General features: G+C 42.9%; 13 protein-coding genes and 1 other annotated feature. Of the genes, 2 read left to right on the top strand and 11 right to left on the bottom strand.

Annotated elements, in window-relative coordinates:
• Positions 1-99: 99 nt before the first annotated feature.
• From FJR71_RS03855 to FJR71_RS03875, 5 genes are read right to left on the bottom strand one after another with little or no spacing between them, the layout of a single operon-like run.
• A complete protein-coding gene (locus FJR71_RS03855; protein WP_129269565.1) occupies positions 100-1,314 on the bottom strand; it encodes an ABC transporter permease in 1,215 nt (404 codons plus the stop codon).
• Complete coding sequence (locus FJR71_RS03860; protein ID WP_140814147.1) at positions 1,311-2,204, bottom strand: ABC transporter ATP-binding protein; 894 nt, start codon at positions 2,202-2,204, stop codon at positions 1,311-1,313. The genes FJR71_RS03855 and FJR71_RS03860 overlap by 4 nt, the downstream gene beginning before the upstream one ends.
• 11 nt (positions 2,205-2,215) lie before the next feature.
• Complete coding sequence (locus FJR71_RS03865; protein WP_172605093.1) at positions 2,216-2,938, bottom strand: DUF3169 family protein; 723 nt, start codon at positions 2,936-2,938, stop codon at positions 2,216-2,218.
• Positions 2,939-2,991: 53 nt separating this feature from the next.
• Entirely contained in the window at positions 2,992-3,201 is a 210-nt protein-coding gene (locus tag FJR71_RS03870; RefSeq protein WP_003002675.1) for a helix-turn-helix transcriptional regulator, read from the bottom strand.
• Between the two features lie 12 nt (positions 3,202-3,213).
• The gene (locus FJR71_RS03875; RefSeq protein WP_140814443.1) at positions 3,214-3,522 is read right to left on the bottom strand and encodes a hypothetical protein; all 309 of its coding nucleotides are present in this window, start codon (positions 3,520-3,522) and stop codon (positions 3,214-3,216) included.
• 234 nt (positions 3,523-3,756) lie between these two features.
• Here FJR71_RS03875 and FJR71_RS03880 point away from each other — a divergent pair, with 234 nt between their 5' ends.
• Complete coding sequence (locus FJR71_RS03880) at positions 3,757-4,227, top strand: GNAT family N-acetyltransferase (protein WP_140814149.1); 471 nt, start codon at positions 3,757-3,759, stop codon at positions 4,225-4,227.
• A gap of 56 nt (positions 4,228-4,283) precedes the next feature.
• Here FJR71_RS03880 and pheT read toward each other — a convergent pair whose 3' ends face one another.
• From pheT to trpX, 5 genes are all read right to left on the bottom strand, one after another.
• On the bottom strand, positions 4,284-6,689 hold the full coding sequence (gene pheT / locus FJR71_RS03885; protein WP_140814150.1) for a phenylalanine--tRNA ligase subunit beta: 2,406 nt from the start codon (positions 6,687-6,689) through the stop codon (positions 4,284-4,286).
• A gap of 157 nt (positions 6,690-6,846) precedes the next feature.
• On the bottom strand, positions 6,847-7,362 hold the full coding sequence (locus FJR71_RS03890; RefSeq protein WP_140814151.1) for a GNAT family N-acetyltransferase: 516 nt from the start codon (positions 7,360-7,362) through the stop codon (positions 6,847-6,849).
• A gap of 2 nt (positions 7,363-7,364) precedes the next feature.
• Positions 7,365-8,411, bottom strand: coding sequence for a phenylalanine--tRNA ligase subunit alpha (gene pheS, locus FJR71_RS03895; RefSeq protein WP_140814152.1), 1,047 nt, complete (start codon positions 8,409-8,411; stop codon positions 7,365-7,367).
• Between the two features lie 313 nt (positions 8,412-8,724).
• The gene (locus FJR71_RS03900) at positions 8,725-9,144 is read right to left on the bottom strand and encodes a chromosome partitioning protein ParB (RefSeq protein WP_140814153.1); all 420 of its coding nucleotides are present in this window, start codon (positions 9,142-9,144) and stop codon (positions 8,725-8,727) included.
• A 124-nt stretch (positions 9,145-9,268) separates the two neighbouring features.
• Positions 9,269-10,273 (bottom strand): tryptophan ABC transporter substrate-binding protein, encoded by a 1,005-nt coding sequence (gene trpX / locus FJR71_RS03905; protein ID WP_140814154.1) that lies wholly within the window; start codon positions 10,271-10,273, stop codon positions 9,269-9,271.
• Between the two features lie 132 nt (positions 10,274-10,405).
• Positions 10,406-10,640: a binding site (T-box leader), on the bottom strand.
• Positions 10,641-10,819: 179 nt separating this feature from the next.
• Here trpX and FJR71_RS03910 point away from each other — a divergent pair.
• A complete protein-coding gene (locus tag FJR71_RS03910) occupies positions 10,820-12,481 on the top strand; it encodes an Rqc2 family fibronectin-binding protein (protein ID WP_135782538.1) in 1,662 nt (553 codons plus the stop codon).
• Positions 12,482-12,521: 40 nt separating this feature from the next.
• Here the strand turns inward: FJR71_RS03910 and budA are convergent, their stop codons facing one another.
• Positions 12,522-13,238 carry an acetolactate decarboxylase gene (budA, locus tag FJR71_RS03915; RefSeq protein WP_048789215.1) on the bottom strand — a complete coding sequence of 239 codons (717 nt, stop codon included), beginning with the start codon at positions 13,236-13,238 and terminating at the stop codon, positions 12,522-12,524.
• Positions 13,239-13,308 lie beyond the last annotated feature (70 nt).

Here is a 13,308-nt window from a genome sequence, read left to right on the forward strand (position 1 = left end):
GCCTCCTTTTCATTCTTCCTTCATTATAAAGGAAAGAAGATCAAACAGCAATGATTTCACAAAGTAAAACACCTTCAGCATCTACTGAAGGTGTCTCTTTTAACGATAGCTCAAGGCTTTTTTAACTGTTTTGACCAAGCCTAGGTCATCCGTTTGTAAGATGAGGCTAGAATAGATTTTTCCAATGATCATGGTGCCGAGGAGCGTGAAGGCCAAGGCGATTCCGAATGAACCCCATGATTCAAGTCCACTTGCATAGCCATTGATCGTACGGAATGGCATGAAGAAGGTTGAAATGAATGGAATGTAGGATCCAATCTTCAATAGTGGGACATCTCCTGCGCTACCCAAGGTAGTCACTCCAAAGAATCCAACCATCACCAACATCATCAGAGGAGAGAGGGCCTTCCCTGTATCTTCTGGACGAGCAACTGTTGAACCTAGGAAAGCTGAGAGTACCACGTACATGAAGATTCCAAGAATGATAAAGAAGAAGGTATTCAAGGAAATGGATTGTCCAATATGTTGAGTAATAGGAGAGTCTGGAGATAAAACATCTTTCACAAGCGGAATGGAATCTCTAAAGATCCAAACGCCTCCCAAACCTACTGCATAGATACCAATATGGGTAAAAATCACTCCGAATAGACCAATCATACGAGCATAGAAATAGTGAGTTGCGCGAATGCTTGAGAAGACCACTTCCATGATCTTGGTTCCTTTTTCACTGGCTACCTCTTGGGCAGTGATACTTGAATAAAAGATTAGAATCATGTAGAGAAGAAAACCGATTCCTCCAGCTACCATGGTCTGCACCATTTTCAATCCTTCTTTTTTCTCATCAATTTTTTCAGTCAATGAGACCTGTTGAGAAAGGGCTGTTAACTGCTCCTGGCTTAAGTCTGCCTTAGAAACATTGAGCATTTGTTGCACCTGACTCAATTTTGCCATGACGATTGATTTGAAATCTGGCTTCATGGCATCCTCACTCTGGTAGCGAGCCTCTAGCTGGCCATCCTTTTCTTCAACTGTGAGGATTCCCTTGATTTCTTCCTCTTTCATGGCCTTTTTAGCTGCTGCTTCGTCCTTATAGTCAAAGGTCAAGCCATCGGTGTCTTTCAATCCTTCCTTGACAGGAGCTTGATCTGTAATCAAGGCGATGTTGCTTTTAGCAGAGGTAGAAGAGCCAACGAAGTAGTTTATTCCAATCGTCAATCCAATGAAGAGAAAGGGAGAAAGAACCATCAGGAAAAAGCTCCATGATTTCACTTGGCGTAAATAAGTTTCTTTGATAACAATCAGCATCTGTTTCATACTTCTACTCCTGATTCTAATTTAAAGATTTCATCAATGGTTGGGGCTTGTTGGTCAAAGGTTGCTAGATAGCGACCCTTGGTCAACTGGTCAAAGAGGTCTGGACCTGCTGTCTCATCATCCAATACCAACTTCCATAGACCTTGCTTAGTCATAGTTACTTTAGTCACATGAGGCAAGGCTTCCAACTCCTCTTTACTGAAGTCATTGGATACGAAGAGACGAGTCTTGCCAAAGCTATTACGAACTTCTTGTACGGGACCTGAGAGAATCACTGATCCATCACGGATCATGACCAACTCATCACAGAGTTCTTCTACATTGGTCATGACATGGTCTGAGAAGATAATAGTTGCACCGCGTTCTTTTTCTTCAAAGATGACCTGCTTGAGGACTTCTGTATTAACAGGATCCAGTCCACTAAAAGGCTCATCTAGGATGATCAATTTCGGCTCATGGATCATGGTAATAATCAATTGAACCTTTTGTTGATTCCCTTTTGAGAGGCTCTTAATCTTATCGGTTAATTTTCCTTTTACTTGAAGTTTTTCCATCCAGATTGGAAGTTTCTCTTTGACCTCAGCAGTTGACATGCCTTTGAGATTAGCAAGGTAACGGACTTGCTCATAGATGGTCAACTTAGGCATGAGACTCCGCTCTTCTGGTAGGTAGCCAATTTCCTTGTAGGTTTCTTGACTGATTGCTTTGCCATCCAATTGGATATCGCCGCTGTAGTCAAGGAAGCGGAGGATACTATGGAAGATGGTGGTCTTCCCTGCTCCGTTCTTCCCGATCAAACCTAAGATGGATCCTTTTTTCGCAGTCAAGTCAATGCCGAACAAGACTTGCTTTTTGCCAAAGCTCTTTTCTAAATTTCTGATTTCTAACATAGAAAACTCCTCTACTCTTTATAGTAACGTTTGGTAATCTTGTACTGAGAGACCAAGATATAAACATAAATCAGTGATACAACTACTAATGCTAACAAGATATCTGCCTGGAAAGCAATGCCAACTAAGAATATCACCATCAAGGAAATCGGTAAGACATAATTGCTTAACTTGAAGACAATATCGTAATTCTCCTCATAGCAAATTTGTATCTCTGCCTCATCTATCATGCTCATTATTAGTTCACGGACTTCTGCCCCACTAGCATTGCGTGGGATTGCTTTTCCATAAATCTGTTTGAAGGTTTTTCGAAACTGATGTTCTAGCCCAAAAGTAAGAAGGAGCAAAGCAAGAAAAATAAGCGGGATGGTGTATTTCCCAAAAGCACCTGTTAGTTTTTCTTCATAGACTAGTTTTTGGCAAGAGAAGAAAATCACTAATAGATAGGGAACAATCATGACGCCTTTGAACATCGTAGCCAAGTCATAGATTCTTCTCGTTTGGCTTTCATAACGGTAGGCTTCGTCTTCATCTTCTGCCTCCTCCATCATCTGATAAGACTGGCGCGATGAGATGAGGTAGGTAGACACAATCCCGAAAATCACCAGATATAAAATGATTGACCCTATATAGAGCATATCTCGATCAAATAGCTTTTGGAATTCAATAGGATGGTCTGAACCAAAATAACCTGTCAAAAAACCAATGATTAATCCTGATAGGATCATGGCCATGTTTCTCCAAAAACGAAAACGGGCTGACCTCTCTTTTAATTTCTTTTTCACTTTTATTCCTCTCCCTCTACTAGACTAAAGACATTCTCCACCGGTTCCTTGAAAATTTGGGCGATGGTGATGGCAATAATAACCGAGGGGGTGTATTCCCCCCGCTCCAAGAGACTGATGGACTGGCGCGAGACCCCTGCTAGCTTGGCTAGCTCGGATTGATTGAGCCCATCACGCGCCCTCAGCTCTTTCAGTCGATTTTTTAAGATCATGGCTTTCGCCCCCTATAGTTGAATACCTTGAATATCTTCAATGCGAACTAATTTTGTCTCTCTTTGTTGTTTATTATTCACACGAGTCAGTTTGACCCAATCTTCGTCGATATCCAAAATTTCATACTCGAATCCAACACCACTCACTGTAACAGTGGCCGTTTTTCCTTTCAATTCTTCTAAAATTCTAGACATGTCTTGATTTCCTTTCACTTGTTTATCTAATCGTCTAATGCGTTTGTTCAACCTTTTTATCTTCTTTTCTGAGCTTGCATAAATGATAATCATAAAAGGGATAAAAAGAATCCACATGCCTCCCATAAGAAAACCTTCCCTTCTTTCAACTAAAATCATTGTAACACTTCTTTTTCTTTTTGACAAGTATATTTATCAAAAAAATAAAAATATTTGTCAAAAATAGAAGGATGGTTGACAAGATTATTTGAGGCAAAAAATTAAAAGCCTGCATTTGCGCACCTTTTAAGAATCCTTTTTCATTGACAAGCTCCATAAAAAATTTTTATAATGAAGAAAATACTACTAAGGAGAACCTAGATGTCGATTCGTTTAGCTCAACCAAAAGATATTCCCGACTTACTTCGCCTCTTGGAACAGATTCTTTCCGTTCACCACCAAGCTCGTCCAGATATTTTCAAAGGTAGTGGCGGTAAATATAGCGAAGAAGAATTGGAAAAGTTAATGGAGCAAGACAAGACACCGATTTTCGTCTATGAAAATGAAGATGGCCAAATCCTAGGGCATCTCTTTGTCACTATTAAAGAAGTATCTGACAATCCTATCCTTCATCCTATTAAAACCCTCTTTATCGAGGACTTGTGTGTCGAACAGGCAGCGCGTGGGCAAAAGATTGGCGATCAACTCTATCAATTCGCTGTCAGCTATGCGAAGGAGATCGGTTGCTACAACCTAACTCTTAATGTCTGGAATGACAACGAGGGAGCCCTTCGCTTCTACCAAAGACAGGGCATGAAACCTCAAGAAACCGTCATGGAAACAATTTTGTAAAATGAATTTTAAAAACCGTTGATGCATCTCATCAACGGTTTTTTTCTATACATATTTTAGCGCACTTCTGCATTGACTTTTTCTTCAAGTGAAGCTTGGATTTTTTCCATATAGCGAGCGACTTCTTCGTCGGTCAAGCTATCTTCTGGATTTTGGAAAGTCAAGCTGTAAGCCATAGATTTCATTCCGATACCCAGTTTTTCACCTGAGAAGACGTCAAAGAGTTTGATGTCTGTCAAACGTTTCACGCCCGCAGCTTGAATGGCATCAACCACCTCTTGGTGAGTCACTTCTTCTTTGAGGAGAAGGGCGATATCACGGCTGACTGCTGGGAACTTCGTAATTTCCACAAATGGAGCAGCTGGTTGAAGGGCTGCTTCGATAGCTGAAAGGTTAAGCTCGGCTACATAAGTTTCTGGAATATCATAAGCCTTAGCCGTCACAGGGTGTACTTGACCGAGGAAACCAAGAACTTGATCCCCGAGTGAAATCAAGGCTGTACGTCCTGGATGGAGGCTAGCGATTTCAGAGGTTGCTGTATAAGTCACTTCAAGACCCAAGCGAGCAAAGAGGGCTTCCAAGATTCCCTTAGCATAGAAGAAATCAACTGGAACAGCTGGAGTCTGGAAGTCTTTTTCAGCAACTAAGCCAGTCAAAGCAAAGGCAAAGCTGTTGATTTCATTTGGCAAGTCTTCTTTTGGATTACCTGTTTGCTCGAAGACTTTTCCAATCTCATAAAGAGCCAAGTCTTTGTTCTTACGCGCTACGTTGTAGGCAACTGTATCAAGGATACCAGAAACCATATTTTGACGGAGAACTGAACGGTCCACAGTCATTGGCCACATGAGCTCAGTTAAGTTGCTTGGTGCAGTCGTAAATTCAACGGCTTTTTCAGGAGTTGTCAGAGCGTAGGTAATGATTTCAGTCAAGCCTGCTCCTTCAGCAATCGTCCGAACTTGACGACGGAGTTTTTGAGTCGCTGTCAACTCACCTGCTGTCCCATCATCTTTTGGTAGACTAGTTGGCAAGCGGTCATAGCCATAGATACGAGCGATTTCTTCAAAGAGGTCCGCTTCGATAGTGATGTCCCAACGGCGACGAGGGACGCTGACAGTAAAGCTATCCGCATTTCCAGAAAGGCCAAATCCAAGACGACGGAAGACATCTTCGATATCTGCGTAGGAAAGCTCTGTACCGAGGACACGGTTAACGTCTGCAAGAGTGGAAGAAACTTCTACATCTGAAGTATCAAGCTGGCCTGCTGAAACAATACCTTTACGAACAGTTGCTCCGGCAAGTTCAGCAATCATGCTGGCTGCCGCATCAAGGGCTTCATTGACAGTAGCCACATTGATGCCTTTTTCAAAGCGAGAAGATGATTCAGAACGAAGGTTGAGACGACCGCTGGTCTTACGGATCGATTTGCCATTGAAGACAGCAGCTTCAAGGACGACACGACTAGACTTTTCAGAGATTTCTGTAGCCTGACCACCCATGACACCGGCAAGGGCTACTGGTTTATCAGCGACAGTGATGACGAGATCATTTGTTTCCAACTCACGCTCTTCCCCGTCCAAGGTCACCAATTTCTCACTAGCATGCGCTTCACGGACACGGATGTCAGTCCCTTCAAATGTATCCAAGTCAAAGGCATGCATAGGCTGACCAAAGTAAAGTAGGATGTAGTTGGTCACGTCAACGACATTGTTGATCGGACGAATACCTTCGTTCATGAGGAGGTTTTGCAACCATTGTGGACTTGGTGCGATGGTCACATTATCCAGGATACGGGCAGCATAGTAAGGAGCCTTATCTGTGTCAATGCTGACTGAAAGAGCATCCGCTGCAGCTTGGTCTGTTTCTGTTAAACTGAATTCCTTAAAGTTGACTTCCTTGTCATAGATAGCAGCTACTTCGTGTGCTACCCCACGCATAGAAAGAGCGTCTGCACGGTTAGGAGTGATGGAAAGTTCGATAATTTCATCATCCAAGTCGAGATAAGAGAAGACTTCATCCCCAGGAACAGCATCTTGAGGCAAGATTTGGATCCCATCTGCAAATTCTTTTGGTACAACTGAGTCAGAAATCCCTAATTCACCAAGGGAGCAGATCATTCCGAGTGATTCTAAACCACGGATTTTCCCTTTTTTGATCTTGTAGTTGTCCGCGATACGAGCACCTGGAAGAGCCACCATGACCTTGATGCCAGCGCGCACATTCGGTGCACCACAGACGATTTGACGGGCTTCTTCTTCACCCACATTGACTTGGCAGACATGCAAGTGTGTTTCTGGCACATCTTCACAAGACAGGATTTCTCCGACGACAATTTTTGAGAGACCGGCAGCTGGTGATTCCACACCTTCTACTTCGATCCCTGTGGTTGACATTTTTTCAGCCAACTCTTGTGATGGCACATCAATGTCCACCAATTCTTTTAACCATTTATAACTAACTAACATATGTAAGATACCAAGGGCCATGCTGAAATCTAGATAGCTTTCCTAAATCTCCATCCACCCTCGTTTTGATCCTTTCATTTTGTGTTTTCCAGCTCGAGGCTGGCTTAGGAAGGTCTAGTAACCTCCCCATCTCTAGAATAGAAGTTTCTCATTCCTTCTAGGTCAATTTCTTTCTCAACAACCAGTCAATATCAACCGTATCACCGGTAGGATACTCGTGTTCACTAAATCGTTCAAATCCAAAGCGGTAGTAAAAATCTTGTGCCTTAAAGTTGCGTTCCCAGACACCTAGCCAGGCCCACTCAAAGCCACGGCTCTTGGCTTGATCCAGCGCAAAGAGAAACATTTCCTTGCCAAAACCAGCCCCATGCCATTCCTTTTTGACATAGATCCGTTGGATCTCAAAGGACTTGTCCATCTCTACTGGCTCGGTCTGCGCTTGACCCCAGTTAATCTTGAGAAAACCACAGATTTCTTGATCTTCATTGAGGACAAAATAAGTTTCGGACTCTGGATCTAGCAGATCCTTCTCGACTTGCTCCAAAGAGAGCACGGTAGAGAAGTAATCTTCCAAATCTTTCTCAACAATATAGGGACCAAAGGTATCCCGGTAGGTCTCCACCTCTAAGTCACGCAGGGTCTGTGCCTGATCGATTTTTACTCTAACTAACATGATTATTTAAACTGTTCTGAGAAGCGAACATCTCCTTGATAGAAGCCACGGATATCATTGATTCCATAACGAAGCATGGCTACACGCTCCTGACCAAGTCCGAAGGCGAATCCTGAATAGACTGTTGAATCAATGCCACTCATCTCAAGCACGCGTGGGTGAACCATACCGGCCCCCATGATTTCGATCCAACCGGTCTTCTTACATACATTACATCCCGCTCCACCACATTTGAAGCAAGAGACATCTACTTCAACAGATGGCTCTGTAAATGGGAAGTAAGAAGGACGCAGACGGATTTGGCGTTCTGCACCAAACATCTTTTGCACGATCAACTGAAGCGTTCCTTGGAGGTCTGCCATAGAAATATTCTTCCCAACGACCAAACCTTCGATTTGATGGAACTGGTGGCTGTGGGTCGCATCATCTGTATCCCGACGGAAGACCCGCCCTGGAGAGATCATCTTCAAAGGCCCCTTGCTAAAGTCATGCGCATCCATAGCACGCGCCTGAACTGGTGATGTGTGGGTCCGAAGCAAGATTTCTTCTGTGATGTAGAAGGTGTCCTGCATATCCCGCGCTGGGTGATCTTTTGGAAGGTTCATGCGTTCAAAGTTGTAGTAGTCTTTTTCGACTTCAAACCCATCGACGACTTGGTAGCCCATCCCGATAAAGATATCTTCGATTTCTTCACTGGTTTGGGTCAAGACATGACGATGACCACTTGCGACTGGACGTCCTGGTAGGGTCACGTCGATACTCTCACTAGCCAATTTAGCTTGGACTTTCTTTTCTTCCAAGAGTTTAGCTGTTTCTTCAAAGGCAGCCGTCAAGACATCACGCGCTTCATTGACGTACTTTCCGATAACCGGACGCATTTCAGCAGAGACATCTTTCATCCCTTTAAGGATTTCAGTAAGGGAACCTTTTTTCCCAAGGACAGAGACGCGTAACTCTTGCATCTCTTTTTCGTTTTCAGCAGAGATCTGCTTCAAAGCTGCCAGCGTTTCTTCCCGAAGCGCTTTTAATTGTTCTTCAATCGTTGACATATTTCCTCCATCATGGTCTTCACTCAGACATAGAAAAAACCACGCGCCACACCCATATTCGGAGCGTTGACACGCGGTACCATCCGTCTTTTATCTGAAACTCAGACCTTAATTTCTAAATCCTTGCGCAAGTGAATTCACTCAGCTTTCATGCAAAGAGCTTTCAGTCACGGCTCTTCTCCCTGTTGCACTTCCCTTGAGGTACTAGTCTTGCAGATTTCTATTCAATTACTTTCTAGTTTATCAGATTTTTAGGTAAAAAACAAGTTAGATGAGACTAATTTCAATAGACAAAGGAACAAGACGCAGGGCATTATCTATTTGCCTTGTCTGTTTCATCTGCTTTCCTTTTCAATAGAAGAGTTGCTGCTTGGTTAAAACCATCACACCAGTTATACCATTTTGCTTCATACTCATCTTGAGGTAAGATATGATGTTTTAAATCCATAACAGAGGATATCTTTCTTTCCTCACAAGCTTGCGCATAGAGATGATAAATTTCATCACCACCATCTTTATCAAACTCAGCAGAAATCGTATCCCGACCTGCCAATAAAGCCTGATAAGCCCTGTGATGCCCGTCTGTAATCAAGAAGCAATTTCCAAACGCAAGAATACTAATTGGATCAACATTGATGATTTCCGCCGATTGATCAAGCATCTGGATATCATGTAACTTCTTTTCTGATAAATATAGTTGGGTCGGATGAAGATCTGTTATTTTGATTTTCAATTCTTTCTCCTCTACCAAGAGTAAAATAAGCTGGTCCTGGGCACTGGTGAACATTTTTAAAGGTCAGGATTTAAAGACCTGCCAAAGCCAAATTCCTCTGCCGTTCTTGTTATTCAATTTGTTTTTATTCGATGACTTGTCCAGCTTCTTTCAAGACAGATTCTGGAATGGTAATGCCTAATTCTTCTGCCACTTTTTTGTTGATGACAGATTTACCATCTGTAAAGATTTCGACTGGTGTATCCGCTGGTTTTTGACCTTTCAAGATTTTCGCAGCCATTTTACCAGTTGCCACTCCAAGATCGTGTTGGTCGACAACGACTGAACCTAAACCACCAGCTTCGACCATGGCTGTCGCACTTGGGAAGATTGGTTTTTTAGCTGTTTTGTTTGCTTCGACTACCGTTGAGAAGGCTGAAGCGATGGTGTTGTCGATTGGAACCCAGATGGCATCTACTTTACCAGTCATGACAGAAACCGTTGAAGCAATTTCATTTGTAGAAGGGACTGAATAAGGAACTACTTTGTAGCCTGCTTTTTCAGCCAATTTTGTAAATTCTTCTACTTGCGTTTTAGAATTATCTTCACTGGTTGAGTAAAGGACACCGATTGTTTTCACGTTTGGAGTCAACTCTTTGATCAACTTCAACTGTTGTTCCGTTGGGTTGTGGTCAGATACTCCTGTGATATTGCCACCTGGTTTTTTCAAATCTTTGACCAAGTTAGCGCCGACTGGGTCTGTGATAGCACCCATGATGATTGGTTTGTCCTTGGTTGCACTAGCTAAACCTTGCGCGGATGGGGTTGCGATTCCGATCAAGACATCGTTGTTGTTTTGAACCAATTGTTTACTCATGGTAGCAACCTTGTTTTGGTCCCCTTCTGCATTGAGGAATTCGATCTCAATCTTGTCCTTGTCATAGCCTTCTTCAGCCAAGCCATCTTGAATCCCCTTGTAGATTTCGTCTAGCGATGGGTGGCTGACCAACTGTAAGACACCGACTTTTACCTTTTTAGTTCCATCTGCTTTATTGGCATCATTTTTATTGTTTAACATTGGATAGACTACTGCTACTAAAATAATAGCTAGCAAAGCACCGATCATTCCCAATACACGTTTGTTTTTCATATTTTTCACCTCAATTATTTATTTTTTTCGTTTTTTCGCATCTTTGTTAAAGACTGAGTCGCCATCGTTTCTTCATCTTCTTTTCTCCCTTCTTTTTGAAACAAAAAACACGCCCACACATAGCTATAGCTATGTGAGGACGTGTCATCGCGGTGCCACCTCACTTATGGGAAAATGGATAAACTCCTCCCATCTCTCTGTCTTGTCTAGCAACAAGTTGCACGATAAGGTGTGCCGACCGAATTTTTATTGTTTCAAATTCATCTCATCATTAGTCCAATTTCATAAATGTCCACTACCCACTTCCACCAACCGTGAGCTCTCTAATAAATTTTCATTTATTACTTTTCTAATTGAATCCATTGTAAATGTTTCCGTAAGCCTTGTCAATACTTTTTTATGTTTTTTTTGAAAACGTTCGTCATTTCCTGAAATTCATTTTCTAACGGATGCTTTTACAAGGATTGAAAACCGCCTTCTTACTGGGTTTTCAGGCACTTTTTTGATATAATTTACTAGAATTAGTCTAGAATGTTGAGGAACCCCATGTCTTTTGATGGATTTTTTTTACACCATATGGTGAATGAATTACAAAGCGAACTCCTAAATGGTCGCATCCAAAAAATTAACCAACCCTTTGAACAAGAGTTGGTTTTACAAATTCGTAGCAACCGCAAGAATCAAAAACTCTTGCTCTCTTCCCACTCTGTTTTTGGTCGGATCCAACGGACCCAGACCAATTTTGAGAATCCTGCCTTCCCTAATACTTTTATCATGGTCATGCGCAAGTATCTCCAAGGGGCAGTCATTGAGCAGATTCAGCAACTGGAGAATGACCGTATTTTAGAAATTGCCGTCTCTAATAAAAATGAGATTGGAGATGATATATCTGTGACCCTGATCATCGAAATCATGGGCAAGCACAGCAATATCATTCTTCTGGACAAGACGACTGGAAAAATTATCGAAGCGATCAAGCATGTGGGCTTCTCTCAAAACAGCTATCGGACCCTCTTGCCAGGTTCTACCTATGTAGCTCCTCCAAAAACCGAAGCGGTCAACCCCTTTACCATTAAAGACGAAGCCTTATTCGCCTTTCTTCACCGAGAAGAGTTGACACCTAAAAACCTTCAAACCCATTTCCAGGGTATTGGTCGAGATACTGCTCAAGAATTAGCCAGTCGATTAGAAACGGGAGAAAAATTAAAAACCTTCCGAGCTTTCTTTGAAGCTCCAACAGATCCCCGTCTAACGAAAAAATCTTTTGCTGCTCTCGCTTTTGCTGATAGCCAGGAGGAGACCTTCGAGACCTTATCGGATCTACTTGACCACTACTACTTGGACAAGGCTGAGCGCGACCGGGTCCAACAACAAGCTGGGGAACTGATCCGCAAGGTGGACAATGACCTAGAAAAGAACCGGAAAAAATTGGCCAAACAGGAAGCCGAACTGGCAGCGACAGAAAATGCCGAAGAGTTCCGTCAAAAAGGCGAACTGCTTACTACTTTCCTCCATCAAGTCCCAAATGATCAAGACCAAGTCACCTTAGACAACTACTATACCAACCAGCCTATTACCATTGCCTTGGATAAGGCCTTGACCCCCAGTCAAAATGCACAACGCTACTTCAAGCGCTACCAGAAGCTAAAAGAAGCCGTCAAACATTTGACCTCTCTTATCCAAGAAACCAAGGAAAGCATCTCCTACCTGGAAACAGTCGAAACTGCTCTTGCCCAAGCCAGCCTTTCTGAAGTAGCCGAGATTCGCGAAGAGCTGATCCAAACAGGCTTTATCAAACGACGCAACCGAGAAAAGATCCACAAACGGAAAAAACCAGAGAAGTACTTAGCCTCAGACGGCAAGACCATTATTCTGGTCGGCCGGAATAATCTTCAAAACGAAGAATTGACCTTCAAAATGGCTAAAAAGGACGAACTCTGGTTCCACGCTAAGGATATTCCAGGTAGTCACGTGGTCATTACAGGTAACCTCAACCCTTCCGATGAGGTCAAAACCGATGCAGCTGAGCTGGCAGCCTATTTCTCTAAGGGACGCCTCTCCAATCTGGTCCAAGTCGACATGATTGAAACCAAAAAACTCAACAAACCAACCGGAGGAAAACCTGGCTTTGTAACCTATACCGGTCAAAAAACCCTACGGGTCACCCCTGAAGAAGAAAAGATCAAATCTATGCGCATCAGCGAGTAGACAACGTAAAAGGACTGAGATTCATCTCAGCCCTTTTGTTTTATTCTGATTTGTGGATATCCTCTTTGACCTGGTCAACATTAAACTTGGCAAAGAGATACTGGCGGTCCTGGACAGGAAAGCGTTGGTCCAATTGATCAATGGCTCCAACTTCGACGATGCCCTCTTTGATGACAAAATCCATGACATGCCCCCCGAAGGTATGGTCATCTGAGATAAAGTGAAGGTGATAGCCTGCTACACTGACCCCATGAAACATCTCTGGCGTCCAAAAACCAACAATGGTTCCTGTAACATTTTCTCGTGTAAATTCTGGCTGATGGGTCGCCACATCTGCAAATTTGGTTTCCGAGGTCGATTTGGGAATCATGCGCACATGCATTGTGGCAAAATCACCATGAATCTTAATCGAACGAAACAGATTTTCACCATCGTAATAAGATTCAATGCGAGCCTCTAACTCCTCATCTGTCATTTCAAAGCGTTGCCGAAAAATCACTTCGGCCTGATGGGGAACAATGGCCGCATAAGGAACGGTCGCATCTGGAGATACTTCCACAATCTCCGGCTCCTCTCCTGAACCCTTAGCTTGATAGGCCTTACCATCTAAGACAATCAATTCGCCATCGATTGAGTCCAAGGTCCCAATTCCTAAATCTCCATGCTCCAGTAATTCTTTAATGGTAAAGGATCCCCCATAGAGACCTGCCATCAAAGCCCCCAAGGTATTGTATTGAAACAATTTCACCGGTTCCATTTTTTCTCCCTCATTCATCTTGTCTTCTTTTTAGCCCTTCCAGTATACCATATTCTCAGGGACAATAACA

Source organism: Streptococcus xiaochunlingii (assembly GCF_006385805.1).
Taxonomy (GTDB): domain Bacteria; phylum Bacillota; class Bacilli; order Lactobacillales; family Streptococcaceae; genus Streptococcus; species Streptococcus xiaochunlingii.

Excerpts from the sequence above, each read along its gene's own strand:
- FJR71_RS03855 (WP_129269565.1), bottom strand. The coding sequence starts at position 1,314 with ATGAAACAGATGCTGATTGTTATCAAAGAAACTTATTTACGCCAAGTG.
- FJR71_RS03860 (WP_140814147.1), bottom strand. The coding sequence starts at position 2,204 with ATGTTAGAAATCAGAAATTTAGAAAAGAGCTTTGGCAAAAAGCAAGTC.
- FJR71_RS03865 (WP_172605093.1), bottom strand. The coding sequence starts at position 2,938 with ATGGCCATGATCCTATCAGGATTAATCATTGGTTTTTTGACAGGTTAT.
- FJR71_RS03870 (WP_003002675.1), bottom strand. The coding sequence starts at position 3,201 with ATGATCTTAAAAAATCGACTGAAAGAGCTGAGGGCGCGTGATGGGCTC.
- FJR71_RS03875 (WP_140814443.1), bottom strand. The coding sequence starts at position 3,522 with ATGGGAGGCATGTGGATTCTTTTTATCCCTTTTATGATTATCATTTAT.
- FJR71_RS03880 (WP_140814149.1), top strand. The coding sequence starts at position 3,757 with ATGTCGATTCGTTTAGCTCAACCAAAAGATATTCCCGACTTACTTCGC.
- pheT (WP_140814150.1), bottom strand. The coding sequence starts at position 6,689 with ATGTTAGTTAGTTATAAATGGTTAAAAGAATTGGTGGACATTGATGTG.
- FJR71_RS03890 (WP_140814151.1), bottom strand. The coding sequence starts at position 7,362 with ATGTTAGTTAGAGTAAAAATCGATCAGGCACAGACCCTGCGTGACTTA.
- pheS (WP_140814152.1), bottom strand. The coding sequence starts at position 8,411 with ATGTCAACGATTGAAGAACAATTAAAAGCGCTTCGGGAAGAAACGCTG.
- trpX (WP_140814154.1), bottom strand. The coding sequence starts at position 10,273 with ATGAAAAACAAACGTGTATTGGGAATGATCGGTGCTTTGCTAGCTATT.
- FJR71_RS03910 (WP_135782538.1), top strand. The coding sequence starts at position 10,820 with ATGTCTTTTGATGGATTTTTTTTACACCATATGGTGAATGAATTACAA.
- budA (WP_048789215.1), bottom strand. The coding sequence starts at position 13,238 with ATGGAACCGGTGAAATTGTTTCAATACAATACCTTGGGGGCTTTGATG.